The organism is Sphingobacterium sp. SYP-B4668, from assembly GCF_027627455.1.
In the GTDB taxonomy this organism is placed as follows: domain Bacteria; phylum Bacteroidota; class Bacteroidia; order Sphingobacteriales; family Sphingobacteriaceae; genus Sphingobacterium.
This window is the reverse complement of sequence record NZ_CP115483.1, coordinates 429,375-449,398: the sequence shown is the minus strand read 5'-3', so window position 1 is coordinate 449,398 and position 20,024 is coordinate 429,375. Positions and strand designations below refer to the sequence as shown.

Annotated in this window: 12 protein-coding genes; 3 read left to right on the top strand and 9 right to left on the bottom strand. The window is 46.0% G+C overall.

Annotation, left to right across the window (positions count from 1 at the left end; all coding sequences use genetic code 11):
• Positions 1-6 precede the first annotated feature (6 nt).
• The 5 genes from OQ289_RS01915 to OQ289_RS01895 all read right to left on the bottom strand — a co-directional run bounded on the left by OQ289_RS01915 (position 7) and on the right by OQ289_RS01895 (position 9,014).
• Positions 7-1,398 (bottom strand): BT_3987 domain-containing protein, encoded by a 1,392-nt coding sequence (locus tag OQ289_RS01915; protein WP_270089188.1) that lies wholly within the window; start codon positions 1,396-1,398, stop codon positions 7-9.
• Positions 1,399-1,523: 125 nt separating this feature from the next.
• Positions 1,524-2,405, bottom strand: a complete 882-nt coding sequence (locus tag OQ289_RS01910) for a BT_3044 domain-containing protein (RefSeq protein ID WP_270089187.1) — start codon at positions 2,403-2,405, stop codon at positions 1,524-1,526.
• Between the two features lie 45 nt (positions 2,406-2,450).
• Positions 2,451-4,481, bottom strand: coding sequence for a RagB/SusD family nutrient uptake outer membrane protein (locus OQ289_RS01905; protein WP_270089186.1), 2,031 nt, complete (start codon positions 4,479-4,481; stop codon positions 2,451-2,453).
• A gap of 87 nt (positions 4,482-4,568) precedes the next feature.
• Positions 4,569-7,664, bottom strand: coding sequence for a SusC/RagA family TonB-linked outer membrane protein (locus OQ289_RS01900; protein WP_270089185.1), 3,096 nt, complete (start codon positions 7,662-7,664; stop codon positions 4,569-4,571).
• Between the two features lie 3 nt (positions 7,665-7,667).
• Entirely contained in the window at positions 7,668-9,014 is a 1,347-nt protein-coding gene (locus OQ289_RS01895) for an IPT/TIG domain-containing protein (protein ID WP_270089184.1), read from the bottom strand.
• Between the two features lie 500 nt (positions 9,015-9,514).
• Here OQ289_RS01895 and OQ289_RS01890 point away from each other — a divergent pair, with 500 nt between their 5' ends.
• Positions 9,515-10,201, top strand: coding sequence for a TetR family transcriptional regulator (locus OQ289_RS01890; protein WP_270089183.1), 687 nt, complete (start codon positions 9,515-9,517; stop codon positions 10,199-10,201).
• Here the strand turns inward: OQ289_RS01890 and OQ289_RS22125 are convergent.
• Positions 10,165-10,428, bottom strand: coding sequence for a CBU_0592 family membrane protein (locus tag OQ289_RS22125; RefSeq protein WP_443020419.1), 264 nt, complete (start codon positions 10,426-10,428; stop codon positions 10,165-10,167). The two genes, OQ289_RS01890 and OQ289_RS22125, sit on opposite strands and share 37 nt — an antisense overlap.
• Positions 10,429-10,937: 509 nt before the next feature.
• Between OQ289_RS22125 and OQ289_RS01885 the strand changes: the two genes are divergently transcribed.
• Both OQ289_RS01885 and OQ289_RS01880 read left to right on the top strand, forming a co-directional pair.
• The gene (locus OQ289_RS01885; protein WP_270089182.1) at positions 10,938-14,192 is read left to right on the top strand and encodes a SusC/RagA family TonB-linked outer membrane protein; all 3,255 of its coding nucleotides are present in this window, start codon (positions 10,938-10,940) and stop codon (positions 14,190-14,192) included.
• 38 nt (positions 14,193-14,230) lie between these two features.
• Complete coding sequence (locus tag OQ289_RS01880; RefSeq protein WP_270089181.1) at positions 14,231-15,973, top strand: RagB/SusD family nutrient uptake outer membrane protein; 1,743 nt, start codon at positions 14,231-14,233, stop codon at positions 15,971-15,973.
• A gap of 211 nt (positions 15,974-16,184) precedes the next feature.
• Here OQ289_RS01880 and OQ289_RS01875 read toward each other — a convergent pair whose 3' ends face one another.
• From OQ289_RS01875 to OQ289_RS01865, 3 genes are read right to left on the bottom strand one after another with little or no spacing between them, the layout of a single operon-like run.
• Positions 16,185-17,828 carry an FAD-dependent oxidoreductase gene (locus tag OQ289_RS01875; protein WP_270089180.1) on the bottom strand — a complete coding sequence of 548 codons (1,644 nt, stop codon included), beginning with the start codon at positions 17,826-17,828 and terminating at the stop codon, positions 16,185-16,187.
• Positions 17,829-17,845: 17 nt separating this feature from the next.
• A complete protein-coding gene (locus tag OQ289_RS01870) occupies positions 17,846-18,529 on the bottom strand; it encodes an SGNH/GDSL hydrolase family protein (RefSeq protein WP_270089179.1) in 684 nt (227 codons plus the stop codon).
• Between the two features lie 23 nt (positions 18,530-18,552).
• Entirely contained in the window at positions 18,553-20,013 is a 1,461-nt protein-coding gene (locus OQ289_RS01865; protein WP_270089178.1) for a RagB/SusD family nutrient uptake outer membrane protein, read from the bottom strand.
• Between the last annotated feature and the right edge of the window lie 11 nt (positions 20,014-20,024).

Sequence of the window (20,024 nt, the reverse complement as noted above, 5' to 3'; positions counted from 1 at the left end):
CGTCTATTATTTTGAAAATGATCTGTTATACATACGCTCATGTGACCACCATCCGGCCCAGTCCCGATAAAGATACTTAATGGTCAATTCGTTTTTACCCGCATCAAATAGATTCGCTTGTTCTGCAACAGCATAGTTACCCTGTTGGATGGCAATTTTCTTGGTCGCGGGATCCAGTTTGATGTACTGAATGGTATTTATCCCACCGACATCCTGCTCACTCTTACTATAGCTACCGAAAAGATATCCCGTTTCCCAGGTCAATGCCCCTGTCCGCTTGATATATCTTCTTCTATCACTTTCGGGTTTCGGATAGGCACCTGTACCTTCACCCGAGCTAGCAAGTCGTTCTACGGTATACCAGCCCGATAGGTCATCTACATAATAAATGAGTAGCACGGTAGCGTGAGTCGCACTGATACCACCACTCGACACGGTCTTTATTGTAATCGGTAACGCATACGATTTTGCATCTTGCAATTCGTCAAAATCCAACAAAACATCCATCTCTTCAACATTTCGCTTGCCAGCGAATACAAATGAACTCGGAAGAGTCGCCGTTGATGGCGACACCAATTGATGGTTCGTTCCATTCTTTTGGTTATAGGTATCCAGGGCCTGTTTGTCCACACTAAAAGATAAGCTCACCTGCTCGTCTGCATTAAATTCATTCGTCGTTATCTGCAATGTAGTCTTCCTGACATTTTCCCCCGTCCTAAAATGATAAGGTAACCAATTTTTCACCTCTAGCTTGGAAAATCCAAAAGCCACCAACTTTTCCACCTGCTTGCTAATGCTTACTATTTCACCCAAATCGCCTTCCTTGTCCACGGATTGGACATGAAAATCATACACCCCGTCGATATTGCGAAGCCCCACTATCCGATGTTCGACTACGCCAGGTTCCAGCGAAGTGCTGATGACTTGGCCTTCCTTTTCGTACGAAACAACGACATGCGAAAAATTATCCGCAGTCGGTTCCTTCCAGTGCAAGGTTACCTCACCCATACCTGCTTCCACCGTCAGCTCCTGTACCCCAGCTATATTGGTGAATTTTTTACCCGCCTGCCTAATCAAGATGCTGTTTCTTTTGTCACCACTGACCACCTCCACTGTGGCATTCCTACTCTTGACCAGCAGATTGTCCTCTACACTGACAGTCACTTTATTTCCCGACACCTTCACGGTACACCAAGGAGTTGCCTCCGAGATGACCTCTGCTTGTACACCTGTTCCGGCGTTCAGCACCTCGACATCCTTAGATTCGGCCTCGCTCAGAAAGTTGACCGTCGTCAGCGACAGTCCAAAATCCGCACGATCAGGCACAATTAGGCTATCGTCTTTACAGGAGACCAGCAATAGGAGCAGTACGGTCAAATATGATATATGAATTTTCATCTGTATATAATTTGTTTTTTAACGGTGATGAAGCTATCAGATTTATTCATCCCACTGTGTGGCTTGAAAAATCATGATGGTTTCATAATTTATAGTTCTAAAATGTAAAACACTTGATTCAGAAGCTACTCGACACGTGTCAGTACTTCCTTCACTTTAATCCAAGCCGATTGCCCGGGCTGCCGATATCGATAGTCCAGATTAAATACCTTTTCCTTCGGATCATAGTAACAGGCGCCCAAGACCTCCACCATCACATTTTTAAAAGGCTTGATTCGGACTTGGTTATCCTTTTCCACAATCAGCACAATAGTCTTATTTTGGATATCCGCTAGATTGGTCGATGGGGACAAGTTATCGGGGAACAATCGAACTCGATTGTGAGCCAATGGCAATAGATTTTTGGTCGTGGTCATCGACGACACTAGCCCATCCGATGTTTGGCGCGTACCCTTCATGCGGTACGATCGTGATTTAGGCGACGAATACCCATTCGCCAACTCCGGCTTATAAAACACAAAATTTTTCTGTGGATTCACTTCTACTCCACCCGCTTCCACAATTCGGAACGGAATCATGTATACCGTATCGGGAGATAAGGTATTCGCATCGATTTCAATAGGGAAAAACGTTGTCATATTGGGGTCGCCTTTCTTCAAGATGATCTGCCGAGAAGGCAGGACATACAGATTGGAGTCCACCAGTTGCACATATTTAGCATAGTCCGATCCAAAGTTCCTAAAATTGTAACGGTTCAATCGAGCGGTATCCAACTCCATCGTCACCACGATATCCTCTTTCAAAGGTGTACTGCCACCGCTACCCACGGTCAAAAATCCTTGCGATACCGAATCATTCATCATATGGGTATACGAGAAGATATTATTGCCATCACTTTTTAAATAAATCACATTATGGTATTGCTCCTTATCGAGGAGGTCTTTTTCACATGACGTATTCACCAGTACGTACAGCACCACCAAACCATATATTAAAATATTTTTCATATTTTCCATTTTCATTTTCAAACTATTGTTTTCCTACGATCAGTGCTACCACCCTGGGTTCTGATCCAATGTACGGACGCGCATGATTTCTTGTTTGTCTATCGGCAAGAGTATCATCTTTGATTTAAAGTCTCGATTCCGGACACTGGGATAATTACTGATCACCCGGTTGAAATATCCATTCCGTGCTGTCCGCTCAGCGTCCATTCCCATGATAGGCTTCGCTTCCTCTTCTGCCACGATACCCCACCGCCTCATGTCGTAGTAACGTAGGCCCTCATGTAGAAATTCGATCATTCGCTCCGTTGCCAAGGCATCAAAAAAGAGCTTCGGATTACCGAGTTGATCATCGGTCAATCCAGGCAATCCACTTCTATATCTCACTTTATTGAAAGCGCTTGCAATTTCTTCGGTGTTTCGAGAAAAACTATAGGTCACCTCCGTCACTGGATCGACCACCTGGTGCACACCCGTGAGGTTGTTCAGGCACTCCGCATACATCAGCAGGATATCCGCCAGCCGCACGATCGGGAATGACTTGTCCAATAGCGAAGCATTCGACCCACTCCAAGCATCATCCGGGTGGATATACTTTTTCGAGACATACCCTGTGATGGGATAGTTGCGCGCATCCACAGAGATGGCGGCACTCTTTCCTGAATTGCCATCCACATAATAAAAAACCTGCTGCAAAAATTTCCCACTTTCTGTAGTCGAATTCATCGGCCATAGACAACCGCTGAAACCGATCGACGCGTAGAATCGGGCCTCCCTATTGAGATACATCGTACTTACATTCGGCTTGACGACATAGCCCGAAAAGGTAGAATCCTTGGTACTAAAGCCGGTTTCCGAATAAGGGAACAAACCACTCGAGTGGTTGATGTCTCGGCCATCGGCCATTTTATAGGCATCTATAATTTTTTGTGGGATACCATATCCATTCCACCCGCCAAACTGGGCCGGGAAAGAGTGCTTCGTCACATTCTTCACCTCCGATGAATTTTTGGCAAATACAAATTCTTTGTTTTTAAATCCCAGCGCCTCGCCATTAAACATCTCAGCATACGAGCGTAGGTGATCTATCCCTGCTGCTCCTTCTGGCCATGTCTTATAATAGTTACGATCATAGGTAATTCCCGCTGGAAGTGGAGGCGTATCATTTGCAGCCTCTACCGTATGCAATTGAAAGTCCATATCCATGACCCGCTTACAGGCCGCTGCCGCCAATGCCCATTTCTTTTCGTCATACACCTGAGATACGTAGTGCACCTGATCAGACTGTCTGACAAAATCCGAAAAATAGATTTTCGCAGCTTGTCCTCCATTGAACAGTGGACTTGCAGCATATACCCTCAGCCGTGCTACCAGTCCATATGCCGCGGCTTTAGTAGGTCGGCCGAAGACCGGGATAGCCACTACGGCAGGAATATAACTGGCGGCCGTCTCCAGTTCCTGACAGATATAATCTACACTCTCATCATAGGTAGATCGATATTTTTGGTATGCCTCAGCCGGCAAACTTGTTTCATAGACTTCGTCTCCCGCTATGAGCACTGGCCCGTAGCTCAAGAGTAATTGATAATACGCATATCCACGCAAGAAATGTGCGTATCCAATAATCTCTCTCTTTTCCTGTCCCGTCAGGTCCTTACATTCATCTATCCGTGCAATTATCGTGTTCGCTTTGCGCACCACCATATACAACCTTGGCCATGTATTCATGCTGCCCAAATCGTCCGCATTTACCCTATCCAATAGAAATCGCTGTGGGGCATAGTTGTCTTCCCACATCGTAAATCCTTCATCACTGCCCAATATCGCAGGATAGTAACTGTTCAGGAATATATTGGCTTCATCGGGTAGCATCGCGGCAGTACCCCACAGATAGCGCTCCAGATAAATCTTATTCTGAAAGACCGAGTCAATGCTCAATGTATCTTCAAAATAGTCGTCCACATCCAAGAAATTACAGGACGAGGTCATGAGACCAGCAGCAAACACCAATAGGGTCGCATACTGCTTCTTTCTTTTAATTGTACGATGTATATAATCGTTAAGTGTTTTCAATAACATATCTATAAATATTACTTCGTCTATCCCCATTCTCATTTTCCATTTACCGATCAGAATCGATGCATAGGGATTTATTAAATGAGATTCTTAAAAATTCACATACACTTGAAAAGCAAATCGACTAGGGATAGGGTAAGCATATCCATTCTTATTTGCCAGCTCCGGATCCCACAATTTGACCGTATCCCATACGGCGAGGTTGTATCCCACCAACTGTAGGTCTACCGACTTGATGCCCAACATTTTTTTCAACATATCCCGTTTCAGGCTATAATTGATGGATACCTCCTGTAGACGCAAGTAGCGGCTATCACTCAGCCAGAAGGATGAAAAGACCTCGTTATTGGGATTACGTCCATAAGACAATCTTGGGAAAAGTGCATCTTGATTTTCCGTAGATGGGTCTCCTGAATAAGAAGCTGGTGTCCACCTATTTTCTTGATTGTTGACGATTGACAATACGTTACCGATAGGACCTCCGTAAAACGGAAGATACCCATAGCCGTTGTTGTTTAAAAAGAAGTCTGTGCGTCCCGTACCTCTAAGCAGGACACCCACCGTCAGGGCCTTATGCCGTACCTCCATACCAAATCCGTACATCAGTCTCGGCATTGGCGAATAGGACAATGGGATCCGATCGTCATTGTCGATGACACCATCTCCATTGACATCCATGTACTTGATATCTCCTGGGCGCAGGTCGCCAAATTGCGTGGGACTATTGTGTACATCCAGCTCGTCCTTGAACAGTCCAATAGCTTTGAAGCCCCTCAATACATTATAAGGTTTGTCCGTGAAGGATAGGTAATCATATTTTTGGTACGGTTGCTCCCAATTGGTCACCTTGTTGGTCGCATAGGTAAAGTTACCTCTCAAGGTCATCCCCGTGTTCCTGCCCATGTCAAACGAGTAACTGATATTTCCATCCGCACCATAGCTCTTCATCGACCCCACATTGCCATAAGGCATAGTCACCGCCCCCACCCAAGTAGGCAATTGGGTACGCCGTTGAAAAATCCCCTCTCTATTGTCGTTGAAAATATCCACGATAAATTCAAACTTATTGTTGAGCATTTTGGCCTCTATGCCAAGGTTTGCCTTTTTGGCCACCTCCCAGGCTAGATTATCGGCCCCAACAACACTCTCGATAAGTCCTTGTCCACCCCAGCCACCTGGGGCATTCGAATTGATGATCGTCAAATATGGGAATCGGTCGTTGCTGATCCTATCGTTGCCCACCGTCCCATAAGAAGCCCTGATCTTGAAAAAATTCAAAAAGGGCAAATTATCTTGCACATACTTGTATTGGCTCGGCACCCAGCCCACAGCTATGGAGGGGAAAAAACCGAATTGCTCTCCTCTTTTGAAATTCTCCGAACCCGTGTAACCAAAATTGGCATCCACCAAATACGTATCGTTGTAGCCATACGTCAGCCGTGACGATATCCCTTGATATCTTTTTGGAATAGCCGTCATGCTACTGGTCTCATTTGTCGCTCCTTCACTGCTCATATAATAATAAAGAAGTCCCCCTATCCGATGTCCCTGATCGGACACATGTTCATAATTAATATTGCTTTCCAAATGGTATTTGCGCCATTGGGATTCCGTGGTGCCATACCTGACATCGTAACCATTTACTTTTTTGACCATGATCAGCTCCCCGTTTGTATTTCGGCCTGTAGCATTGAATAGATCAGGTCTTTTGTCGCGCATCTCGGTAAAATAAGAGATATTGTCAAATGCTCCCTGTACTCTCGCCTTAAGCCCTTTTACCAGGAAGTCAAAGTTTTGGTTGATGGCCAAGGTCGCCATGTTTCGATATTCTTCGCGAGTAGACATCCCCGTCTTGTTGAGGAGTACGTAGGGCGATATCTCGTCACCACTACCAAAAGCTGGTGCCGCCCCGTTCGAATACTGCATAGGGACCGTTAGTGGTGTCAATTTAGCCTGCGCCGACCACAACCAATCCGTGTTGACCATTCCAGGCAAATAATTGATCGAGTTGAATCCATCTAATCCCATGTACACCGAGGTGGTCTTGGTGACATTGAGGTCAAGATTAAGCCTGTAGTTATAACTGTTGTACCCCACCTTCCGATTGTATTTGCTAACGTTATCCTGCTTATAGGCAGCCGACTCATTGGACATACCCAAGCTTAGGAAATAGCGTGCCACCGAACCACCTCCCCTTGCACTTGCATAATACGTCTGTTGCAAAGAAGTGCGGTTCAATATCTCTTCCTGCCAGTCTACATTGGGATATAGATCTTGGTCCAGTCCGTTTTTAATCAGCTCCAATTGCACATCGTTGTACAAAGGCTGCTTGCCCGAGACCACCATCGCCTCGTTGGCCAGTACCGCATAGTCATAAGACCCCAGGTAGTCCGGGAGCTTATTCAAACGAGAGAGTGTTTGGCTGGCCCTTCCGGTAATTTGCAGATTCTGGTCTTGACCTCGCTTCGTGGTTATCAAGATAACACCATTTGCTCCCCTTACCCCGTATACTGCTGTCGCTGATGCATCTTTCAGCACTGAAAATGATTCCACATCCGCTGGGTCGATCTGACTCAGTGTGCCTTCCAATCCATCGACTAGTACCAATGCCCCGCTGTTGGCTCCAAATGTTCCTATTCCTCGAATCCAGAATTCAGATACATTCTTACCGGGTTCCCCACTATTCTGCATCGATATAATCCCGGGCACCCGTCCGCCTATCAAGTTGTTAAGAGAAGTGGCCGGCATTTGCAGATCTTTGACGTTGACGCTTGTCACGGCCCCCACTAAGCTGATCTTTCTTTGTGTCCCCATCCCCACTACCACAGCCTCATCCAGGACATTATCGGCAGGCTTCAACCGGATTTCCACTGCAAGTGAAGATTTGAGCGCTTGAAACTCCATATTTTCATAGCCTGTGAATGAGAATATCAAGATATCCCCCAGCGACGCATTGATGGTAAAATTACCGTCCTTATCCGTAGCCCATCCCGTACCAGGACGGTCTTTTATATGAATACTTACACTCTGGAGCTTCTGCCCATCCATGTCATATACCGTTCCCTTTAAAGCAATATTCGACTGGGTGGTATCCACCACCTGGGCTTTCGCAGCCACAGTCGTACAAAGCATGAGCACTATGGAAAAGACTACGTATTTCCAGCTATTTTTATCGACTATGTTCATGTTTTATTGAATTGTAAGTTTACGTATGCAATTGTTGTAATAATCGGCGATATACAAAGTGCCGTCGATATCGATTTTCATTCCCCAAAACCGATTGAAAAGCGCCACATCTGGTGGGCCATCCAAGTAGCCCGACATCCCGGGCAAGCCGGCAATGGTCGAGACTACCCCTTCTGGAGAAATACGACGGACACAGTAATTGTCCGTATCACCGACATACATATTTCCATCTTGGTCAAAATTGATCTGGCAAGGGTTGTTGAATTGTGCCATATCCTTTGGCCCATCGGCATGCCCTTTTATCCCCGTACCTGCATAGTCCTCCAGCACCAAGTTGCGCATGTTGATCCGATAGATCATATCTGTCCCCGGAATAGGGCCATCCTGCGGTCTCATAGACGAGGGGTTTACCAGGTACAGCATATGCTTGTCGATTGGGTGAAAGCACAGATACACCTGTAGCACCCCCTGTACACGATCTTTCAGTAGACCGGATTTGACCAAGGAAGCTTCCCTTGTTTTTGGATTTATTTTCACCAGGTCACCATTTGTAGTAATCGTATAGAGCATGCCGTCCAGCTCACTCATCGCCAGCGAATACTTCTTCGAAAAATCAAAATCATCCCCCGCCTTCTTCGACGGGTTTATCCGACGTGCCAACCATTGCTTCTCCGGATCGAATTCATAATAGTAGGGAGCTCCATTCATCGGGAAGTAAAAGGTCTGCCCATTTAGGTCCGTACACCCCGAAGCCATCTCTCCACCAGTGGTCGTATTCAGAAGCGTCATGACGGAATTTCGATCCTCGTTCACCAAGCGTGCGCGTGCCTTCCATTCGCCGACGAGAATATTCTTCTCCTTATCTACGGCTATATACCACGGTTGTTGGAATCTAGCCTCCACCAACGTACCATCCTTCGTTTCCGCTGTAGCATGCGGTGTTCCCGAAATAGTCGATACCTGTACCAGTGCTTTGTAGTAAAACGGTTTACTATATTGGACCGAGTCCTTGCCATTGACCACCGAGATGATACACGTATCACCCGGCAACCGAGGAGCCAATACATAGGCCAGTTCACCAGCTGCCCGCACCACTTTTGCTTTTTTATTGTTAAAGTAGACCCTCAATTGCGAGGCGTCGTTTCCGAAATTTTGGCCTTTTAGAATGACTTGTGTGGACATCCCCCCTGAATCAGGTAAGAATGCCGTAAGCTTGACCGATTGATTGGGATCATACGGTGGGATTTCGCCCTCAGCATCACCGCCCTTATTGCAAGAACCGAGCATCAAGATCAATCCCCACAAAGTAGACAGCAGGAGCGAATACCTAGGTACATGTTTACATTTCATAACGTTATCTATAGTTTATATTGATCAGCATACCTGCTCCTACATATCCTATAGTCCGAAGCCTTTTCCGAGCGGAATACACGCCCCTATAAACAGCCAAAAAAAGCTATTCTACAGGCTGATTATTTTTGCATTCCAGCGCACTCAAAAAAATCTAAAAAACTGATGATGGGCTTCCCAAAGAAGTATATTATCGGCTAGTAAAGGCTATATCGACCGTGTAGTGGTCAACATAATCTGTAATCGTCAGCATTTAGGTCAAACTATAATTTGTATTAGCAGCAACAATTATAAATAAAAAACAACAAAACATAAAATAAAAAATAAAATTTATAAAATTCTATTTATCAACACATTACAAGATATTCATTGAATGAACGTACAGTTAAACAAATAACAAATTGAACCAAAACCACTTATCTACGACCTTTTGGTGGATGGCGGGGTAAAAATCAAGAAATAAAAAGAGGGTATAGAGTCCGACCAAAACGTTGAACCCAATGATAAATCACAATAATATGTTAAATTTGGTCAAACATATGCTCATAATGGGACGAAAAAGCTTAAGACAAGCTAGAAAACTTGAAATTATCACCGTTTTTTACAGTGTTGCCAAAAAGGAAGGATTAGAAAACACCTCTATCGCCAAAATCGCGGATTATATGGAGATTAATCCCAGCCTTATTATTCATTACTTTCGCACCAAGGAAGAGCTTACCTATGCCTTGATTGAATTCATTCTTGAAAAATATCTCCTGCTATTTAAGATTACCAACAGCAAAACCGCCCCACTCAAGACGATATTGATCAAGGTAATGGACGATCTCTTTTCGAAGAAATGGAATCGGTTGATCGACGACAGCTTGTTCTACAGTTGCTATGCCCTCACCTATCGTAATAAAAATATAAAGTCACAGTATAAGAATCTCACCTCTACACTTCGCGAAAATCTTGCCGGTCTACTCCAAAAATGCAAGGAAGCTGAGCTCATTCAAATAGACAATGCCCTGCTGACGGCCAACATGTTGTTTGCATTAGTAGATGGTGCCTATTTTCATCTGAGCCTCATCACGTCTACCCATAAAGATTTTGATTTACACTTCGAAGATTACAAAATTCAGGCGTATCGCTTATTGGGAATAGCGGATATTCAATACTTTTTAGACGATCTAAACGATTTGGAATAACGGATTATGCCAAATAAGGCTATAAAAACCCACAGGATATTGGCCGCGGTATTGGGGATGTCACTAAAAAAAGAAGCGCTGACCACCAAGCAAATACCACCAACGATGTTCAACAACTGATATACTATTCCATCAAAACGAATAATACGAATATTCAAAAGCATATACGCCGACGAACAAAAAATAAATCCGATCCAGCCTATTGTTAAAACTATCGGTTCCTCCATGACACTTTCTTTAACTGACCATAACAGCCCATTTTCATCAAAATACTATACACGACCCCAATCGACTAGCACACATATTACCTCCTCTTCCACGCCATAACCTAATATCGATTTGAGGTTATACCCCCAATATAGCCTTTTATTCTTACTTTTCCCATTCCAAGGATTGCCCAAAGTGGAAAAATCCATACCTCCAGAACGAATGCTCCTTTGACCCATCTCTTTTTCGCTACATTTCGATCAACCGTATTTGAACACGCAAATACACAACAACTTACATTTAATTTCACTTACATTTCTTTTGTGATTTTTAGACCCAAATATGAATCCATATAGCTCATTAAAAAAAATTAACGAAATAAAACGAAAGAATACAAAACCTATACGTTAAATAAATGTTATGTTAATAGCAAACTAGCCTGACTGACCAATTAACTGTTTAATAATGTGCTGTTAATAATTTACATATACTAAACAATCATTTTTGTAACCATAATAGACACCAAAGTATGAAAACAAAACGTATGTTACTCCCGGTCATGCTCGGGATTTCGCTTTGCTCTTGGGCAGAACGCACACCTGTACCACTGTCCAATCCGCCAGTGATCGGTTTCTCAGCTCAAGACCAAAATTTGATAACCGGGACTGTAAGGAATGCGACAGGCGACCCCGTCGCCGGGGCTTCAATTGCCAATCTATCCACCGGTATATCAGCGCAAACCAATGCCAAAGGCTTTTTTGAAATCGAAGGAAAGATTGGTCAAGAGCTACGCATCTCCATCGTCGGATTTGAAACACAACAACTCCGTATCCAGTCATCATCACTGGAGATTAGCATGATCTCAGCGGATCATTCACTGGATGAAGTAGTGGTAGTAGGGTATGGTAAGCAGAAAAAAGTCAATTTGACTGGAGCTGTCACCCAAATAGATTCCAAGATCCTGGACAACAGACCTGTCGCAAATGCCACCCAAGCGCTACAGGGAGCTGTGCCCAATCTAAACATTACCTTTACCAATGGCAGGCCAGGTGGCGAGGGCAACCTGAATATACGCGGTTTTGCGTCCATCAATTCGGCCAATGCCCAACCCTTGATCCTAATAGACGGGGTACCTGGCAACATCAACACCATCAACCCGCGGGATATCGAGTCTATTTCCGTCCTCAAAGACGCCTCTGCCGCCGCCATATATGGCGCACGGGGAGCCTTTGGCGTCATGTTGGTGACGACCAAAAAGGGTAAGGCCGGCAAAATGAACATCAATTACGCCAATAACTTCGGTTGGTCCGGCCTCACCGTCAGTACAGATTTCATGACCAGCGGCTACGATGCGGCCCTAATGAACGACGAAGCCTTCATTAGGGCCACCGGCAATAGCTACACGGGCTATACACCGGAAGACTATGCTGAGCTTTTAAAAAGGAAAACCGACCCTTCGTTACCATCTGTTGTCATCCAGAATAGAAATGGAAAAGACCAATATGTCTACTATGCCAACACCGATTGGTGGAGTGAAATGTACCGGAATACCCAGACATCCATGGAGCACTCGTTAAATTTCTCTGGCGGCACCGATAAAATCGATTATTATATTTCCGGACGACTCTATGAAAAGGGAGGACTGATGAAAATCAATCAGGACAAATTCGATGGCTATAACGTCCGCTCTAGGATCAATGCCCAAGTGACCCCATGGTTGAAAGTAAGCGCCAATACGCAGCTGAACTACCAAAACTATACCTACCCAGGCTGGGCCACCAACCCCGATAACAACAACAATTTCATTTCGACCACCGTCCATGCCCTACCCTCTTACGTGCCTATCAATCCCGATGGGACAGCCACCTACCGGACCGAACTCAACAACTACAATATCGGTGACGGGATCTATGCCGACCTGCTATATGGCAAGTCTAGAGGCGGCCAAGACAAATATGAATTCATCAATATGTTTGAGTCGGTATTCCAACTGACCAAAGAATTGACATTGACCGGAAACTATACCTATACGCACAATCCCGTCCACAATTGGAATAGAAGGACGGCGGCGCCTTGGTCTGTTTTTCCGGGAGTAATCAATTACTTGGGCAATGACACCTATACCGAAACGATTGAAAATAAGCCCAAGCATTCCCTCAATCTATTTGCCAACTACAACAAGCAACTGGGTGACCATCAGATCGGAGCCACTTTGGGTTTCAATCAAGAAACCACCGGCTACAAACGTATCGGCGGTACACATACCAATCTCTTGTCCGAAGACCTGAATGACTTTGCCTTAGGTACCGGCCAAATGCAATTACTCGGCAATGCAGATACATGGGCCTTGCGCGGATATTTCGGCCGTATAAACTACAATTACAAAGGGAGATATCTCTTAGAGGTAAATGGCAGATATGATGGCACCTCCAAATTTCCGTCGAGTCAGCGTTACGGATTCTTCCCATCCTTCTCCGGTGGATGGCGGCTGTCTGAAGAAACATTCATGGAACAGCTAAAACCGATTCTCAACGAGGCCAAATTCAGGGTATCCTATGGCGCCCTCGGGAATGCACAAGAGGCGGCCGTATATGGTTACGTACCGCTATTGAACACAGGCCTTTCCAACTACATCACCAATGGTACCAAGACGCAATACCTGAGCTCACCGACTCCTATATCTCCAGACCTGACCTGGGAGCGTACCAGCACCCTAAACTTTGGGACAGACCTGGAGTTCTTCAAGAGCAAGCTCAGCATATCAGCCGATTACTTCATTCGCAATACGCTGGATATGCTCATTCCCGGCAAGACCCTGCCGGCGGTATTCGGTGCTGCTTCACCCAAGACCAATGCAGGTGATTTGCGAAACAAGGGGTGGGAGGTTTCCATAGCCTGGAGAGATCAGACCGAAATGGGTGGCAAACCCTTTGGCTACAATATCGGCCTCGGCTTATCCGATTCCAAAGCCGAAATTACCCGTTTCGACAATAAGGAGATGCTATTGAACAACTATTACGTGGGGCAGGCACTGGGAGAGATCTGGGGTTACAGGACCGATGGATTTTACAACAGCAATGAAGAAGCGGCAGCTGTTCCTAAAGGATTTCAAGACTACGTGGACAAACAGCGACTGGCCGCTCCAGGGGATTGGTCCAAGCTGCAGGCTGGTGATCTGAAATTTGTAGATATAAATGGTGACGGCAAAGTCGATAACGGCACCAACACACTCATGAACCCCGGAGATCAGATCATTATCGGTAACAACCGCCCCCGCTATACCTTTGGATTCAATCTAGGGGCCAACTGGAATGGCTTCGATATCTCTGCTTTTTTACAGGGTATAGGTAGGCAACACTGGTGGCCAGGTGCCAATTCGGACAAGTTCTGGGGACCATATTCGCGACCATATTACTCCTTTGTCCCCAAAGACTTTGAAGAAGATATCTGGACCCCCGAGAATACTGATGCTTACTATCCGCTCTTAAGGGGGTATATCGCGCTGAATGACAGAGGCTCCTTGAACGTAAAATCCGACCGCTATCTGCAAGATTTAGCCTACATACGGCTCAAGAACTTGACCGTGGGATATTCTGTACCGCAGTCTTGGCTCAGCCGAGTGAAGCTAAGCAATGCACGCATTTATGTATCCGGTGAGAATATCTGGACAGCTACCAAGCTACGCTCCAAGTACATCGACCCAGAACAATCTGCCCAAGAAACGAACGGTAGGTCCTATCCTGTGTCCAAGACTTTTTCATTTGGACTAGATATCACTTTCTAATGTACCAACACATGAATACCAATCCTATCACAAAACTGATGAAACACATACACTACATATATGTCTTGGCAGGATGTCTGTTGATGTCTTGCTCCAAAGACTACCTAGACCGCTTGCCCGAATCTAGTATCGCCCCAGAGGCGTCTTTTAAGACGGAGAAGGATCTCGCACTTTTTACCAAATCATTCTACGATGTAGCTTTCCCATCAGCAGAGGGCGTGTACAATGAGTCTGTGGACAATATCGTGAAGACCACCTTGGATGATGAGCTCACAGGCAAAAGACAGGTCCCCGTCAGCGGCGGCGGATGGACCTGGACCAATTTGCGAAATATCAATTACTTTCTTGAAAACTGCTTTACTACCGTTGCGGAAGCAGCTGCAGCTCCTTATGCAGCAGAGGCCCGCTTTTTCAGAGCATACTTTTACTTTGACAAGCTCAAGCGCTTCGGGGATGTGCCTTGGTACGACAAGGTCATCGATCAAAATGATGAAGAACAGCTCAAGAAACCCCGAGATCCTCGAACCCTGGTTGTCACTAATATCCTAGCCGATCTGGATTATGCCATCGAGCATCTCTCCAGCACCAAGAGCGATGAGAAGGTCACCAAATGGACAGCCTTGGCCTTAAAATCACGAGTGGCTCTTTTTGAAGGAACTTTTCGAAAATATCACGTCGAATTCAACTTGCCCGATGCCAACAAGCTACTGGAACAAGCCGCCGATGCCGCCAACAAAGTAATCGAGGGCAAGCAGTATAGCATCTATAATGCAGCTGGAGCAACTTCTTATGGCGCTTTGTTCTACAGTGTCAACAGTATTCCGCAAGAAGTTATTTTAGCCAGAAAATTTTCCGATGCCTTGCAAATCTGGCATAACGTCAACTATTACACCATTACGGCTTCCTACGGCAAGCCCGGTCTAGACAAGAATTTGGTAGACTCCTATTTAATGAAAGATGGTAGCAGGTTTACGGACAAGGCCAACTACGCCACCATGACCTTCAAGGAAGAGATTGTGGATCGTGACCCGCGCCTCAGCCAAACCATCCGTACGCCGGGGTATAGGCGTATTGGCGGCTCGGCCAATATAGCCCCAAATTTTGGCAACTCAGTAACTGGTTACCAATTGATTAAGTTTGTCGGAGATGTCAAGTATGACAATTTTAATCGGTCTGAAAACGATATGCCCCTATTCCGATATGCAGAGGTCTTGCTCAATTATGCCGAAGCGAAAGCCGAGCTGGGCACTTTGACCCAGGCCGATATCGACAAATCCATCAAGCTGCTCCGCGACCGCGTAAGTATGCCCAATCTAGACCTGCTACAGGCCAATGCTAGTCCAGATGCTTATCTATCGAAAGACTATACCCATGTATCCGGTGCCAATAAAGGAATCATTCTCGAAATCCGAAGAGAGCGTCGCGTCGAATTAGTCATGGAATCGTTCCGTTGGGATGATATTATACGCTGGAAAAATGGCCAAATGGTGACTAGACAATTTAAAGGAATGTATTTCCCAAGTATCGGCAAATTCGACCTGGATAATGATGGAAAAGACGATGTCTGGATCTATGAAGGGGATAGACCAAGTGCTTCTGGCATACAACTACTGAAACTAGGTTCGGAGATTTTGCTCGAAAACGGCAACAAGGGCAATGTCATCATCAATGCCCATATTGCAAAGGTATTTGATGAAAATAAAGACTACCTATACCCGATTCCTGTACAGGAGCGCCAATTAAATCCTAATTTGAGCCAAAATCCTTACTGGGGCGAATAATAAATAGTTTTATATATAAGTCACTCGGTCTTTACGCCGGCGCAAAGACCGAGTGACTTTCTTAAACAAAATCGCTAATCACCACTCTACCCTCTCTCCGTCACTCCGAACTTGATTCGGAGTCTCTCCGTCAAAGGCAATACAGCCGTCAAGCTCCTCACCCCAATCACTAACACCTCATCTCTAACTCCTAACTCCTAGCGTCTATCCCCTAATCCACTGCCAGCACCTGCTTTTGTGCCAACAACGCCTTCCGAAGATCCGCATATTCTACTTCTTGCACGGTTTTATTACCATCGATGGCTAGCACTGCTGCTGTCGCGGCACTCTCTCCCAATATCATGAAGACAGGCTCCATCCGAATACTACCGAAGGCAATATGGGAGCTCGATACACATACGGGCACCAGTAGGTTAGTACATTCCTCCTGTTTGGGCAATAAGGCCCCATAAGATATCTGGTATGGTTTTTTGGGTGACACACCAATATCTCCTTCATTCTGCACATTCCCATCCGGTTTTACATAGCGTTGTACATTGTGCGAATCCAATGTATACGAGCCCATCCCCACCGGGTCTGTGATTTCGCGTTCGCTAAATGTATCGTGCTCCGTCATCACATAGTGCCCCACCATACGGCGCGCCTCTCGAATATACAACTGCTGCGGCCAATGGCCATTAGCCACGAATTCATCTTTCGCCAATCCCCATTTCGCCATTTCTGTACGTACCTCTTGGGGTACCTTAGGGTCATGGCTCAGAAAATAGAGAAGCCCCTGTTGATAATCGGCATGCTCCTGAATGATTTCCCTACGACGCGCATAGCTCGCTTCCGGATAGTCGTAGTTCATTCCTATGAAATCTGTGCTAAAGGGACCGTGATTGTTGGTATCCGTCTTGCGATTGGGGATTGGATCGAACTTATTGAATGTCTCCCGCCAACCACTGGCAAATACCCGTGCTAGCAGCTCATAATGGGCGGCATCGTAGTTAGCTGGTTTGGCAAAGGCTACCCTATTTTCAGGATGGTTGCTCAAACACATCCGAAAGCAGTAGGCCTGCAATCGATGATCCGCAGCGCCATATTCACCCGGATGCTCCGCTGATACACCATACAGCAATCCGCTAGTACTATCTCCCGGCACTTTGTAGGCACTGATATCCGTCTTAAACCAGTGACCGTGGTGCAATACCCCCACTTGCACCCCATTCCATTTCTCCTTATACGTTGCATTTGCCTCTCGGCCCACATGATAGCTTACCCCAGCAGCTGCCAGCAAATCCCCTTCGTAAGTAGCATCTATAAATACTTTACCCCTATAGGTCGTACCATCCAAGGTCCTAATCGATACAATACGACCATCCTTCTTGACAACTCCCTTTTCACGGTCTAGCCACGCATCGCGCCTTACGTCGATTTTATATTCTTCGACATAGTCTTCAAAAATCTGCTCCGCCACATGCGGTTCAAATATCCACATCGTCCGCGCGTCGCCATCCATAGCAGGCGTTCCCTGTCCCTTATTGCCATAGTCTGCCTGTTGCTGCCAACGCCAGGCCGCGCTGTCCTGGTAGTGCAAGTACACCCTGTGGTAAAAATCTCGGGATAGCCCTCCAATCACTGACTTATCTCCCGTATCGGTAAATCCAAGGCCACCCGATGAGAGTCCTCCGATGTGTGTATCGGGAGAGACCACGATGACCGATTTTCCGGATTTCTTGGCTTGTACAGCAGCTGTAATCGCTGCCGACGTACCGCCGTAGATGACAATATCGGCCTGATTCTCGGTCGACTCCGCTTGTCCACAAGCGCTTAGCATCCCCATAATTACAAAACAATAGAATAGCTTCTTCATAAATAGTATCGTTTATTTTATAGACTAGTAGTAGGTAATATACGCTTCAAAATATGCGGAGCAATGATCTGCTCCCCTCCTTTCGTATTGGGGTGTATCCCATCAGGCACATACGTCCGAAAGATGGCCTCCCCCTGTTCCAACACACGTTCCCAATTGGCGTAGTGATCGATTAAGGTCACTCCTTTTTTTTGCGCCGTCTCTCGATACATCGCATAGTAATCCGCAAGATGGGGTCTAAATCCCGCCGATTTGCCTATCGGCATATTCATCACCTGCAAGAAGATTTCGCAATCCTGTACCGACAAGCGGATCCTATCGATCATATACTCTAGGTTCAGGCGGGCCACGGCTACCGAAGTTTGGTAATCCCGAAAAGCATCATTAATTCCAAATTCGATGATCACCGCGTCCGGCTTCTTCGCGATAACACTATCTTCTAGATGGGTCACCCCCCAAGTAGACCACATCCCTCCTTTACCAGCAAGCGTGTAGGTCACCAAGCTATCCCCATACCGTTTGTTCAACTCTGCCGCGACAGGACGCATCCAGGCATTCCCGCAAGCGCCACTTGACAAGCTCGTCCCATACACCACAATATGCTGTGCCTGTCCACTCCTTAGGTGCTCGATCAGCCCCTTTTGACCATACGCAGTTAGCGCTATCAGCAGGCCACACATTATTCCGATTATCTTCCTCATCGTTTATGATTACACATTTTCAGTTAGTACCCCGGATTCTGGTCCGCTTGCGTCAGTGCAGGGTTGCTGTTGATTTCATTTTCGGGAATTGGGAACAGCATCCGTTCGTCCATGTAGGTTTTGCCTATTGCCTGGAAGGCCGATTTCACCTTACCTGTACGCTTGAGGTCCCACCAACGCTTAGCTTCCAGTATAAATTCGTATCCCCTCTCCTGCAATACGACATCCCTAAATGCCTGTACATCCTCGATTCCCTTATAATCCACTGCTGATGCCGCATTCAACGGGTAGCCATACGCTCTTCGTTTGATGATGTTCAATCGCTCCAAAGCCATCGGAGTCACGGACTGCGCCGCCAAGGCCGCCGCTTCAGCATATATCAAATAGGCTTCCGCATACCGCAGGATGGGCAAACTATATACATTGAGGCCAGCGGTATTCGAGATGAATTTCTTGAACAAGATGGGTGAGGTAGCCGGTAGGCTCACTTCGTTGCCATTTGCGTCGAGGTGCTTGGTATACAAGTTGAATGGCTTTCTCATATCCGCATCGTCCCATCCCTTTCCGATAAATGAATTGGTATTGGGTATCCACGCCCAGAATCCCCTGCTCGAATAATTATACGGCGGTGTATTTCCCCGATGTAGATACAGGGGTAGTTCCGAAAATCTATTTTCCGAATGATGTACCGAAAATACATCTTCCGAGCAGGTTTGCGTCGCAAATATTTGGTAGAAATCATCGGGTTTATCCACCTTCACCAAGCTGTACACACCTGCTGTGATCACCTCGTCCGCCTTGGTTGCCGCTTTTTGCCACTCCCCCATTGTCAGATACACATTTGCAAGCAGCAATTTGGCCGCCCCCATTGAGGCCTTTCCGGTCTCTGCTTTCACCGAGGGAGGCAGGTCATGTTGTGCCGCTTCCAGATCAGATACGATAAGTTCGTATACTTTCTCTACAGGTTCACGCGGTGCTGACAGTCCACTTAAGCCTTTGTTTTCGTTTAATCGGATCGGTACCGCTCCCCAGCCCTTCACCAGGTTGAAATAAGCCATTGCCCGTATAAACCGAGCTTCCGCCAACACTCTTTTCCGGACCCCGTCAGACATGTTTTCGATTCCCGGCACATTGTCCAGCACCGCATTTGCCCTATTGATCGATTGATATAAGATAGACCATCCTGTGGCCGCCCTACCGATGCTCGTATTGTCCAGCACATGTGTAAAATCAGATATAGGTGCCTGTGACCCCCTTCCTTCTATATAATCACCATGCAATTCCAGCAGCAGGTAGTAGTTTACATTGTAATAGTCCCGATTGAAAGAAGAATATGCACCCGCTATGGCACCTAAAGCATCTGTCTCGTTCTGATAGAAGTTGTCCCGATTGATAAAATCCTGGGGTACCTCATCCAATAAGCTGCTGCATGAAGTACTAAATAGTGCTGTCAGCAGTAAAAATCCAATGATGAAATATTTCATGATCCCGTATC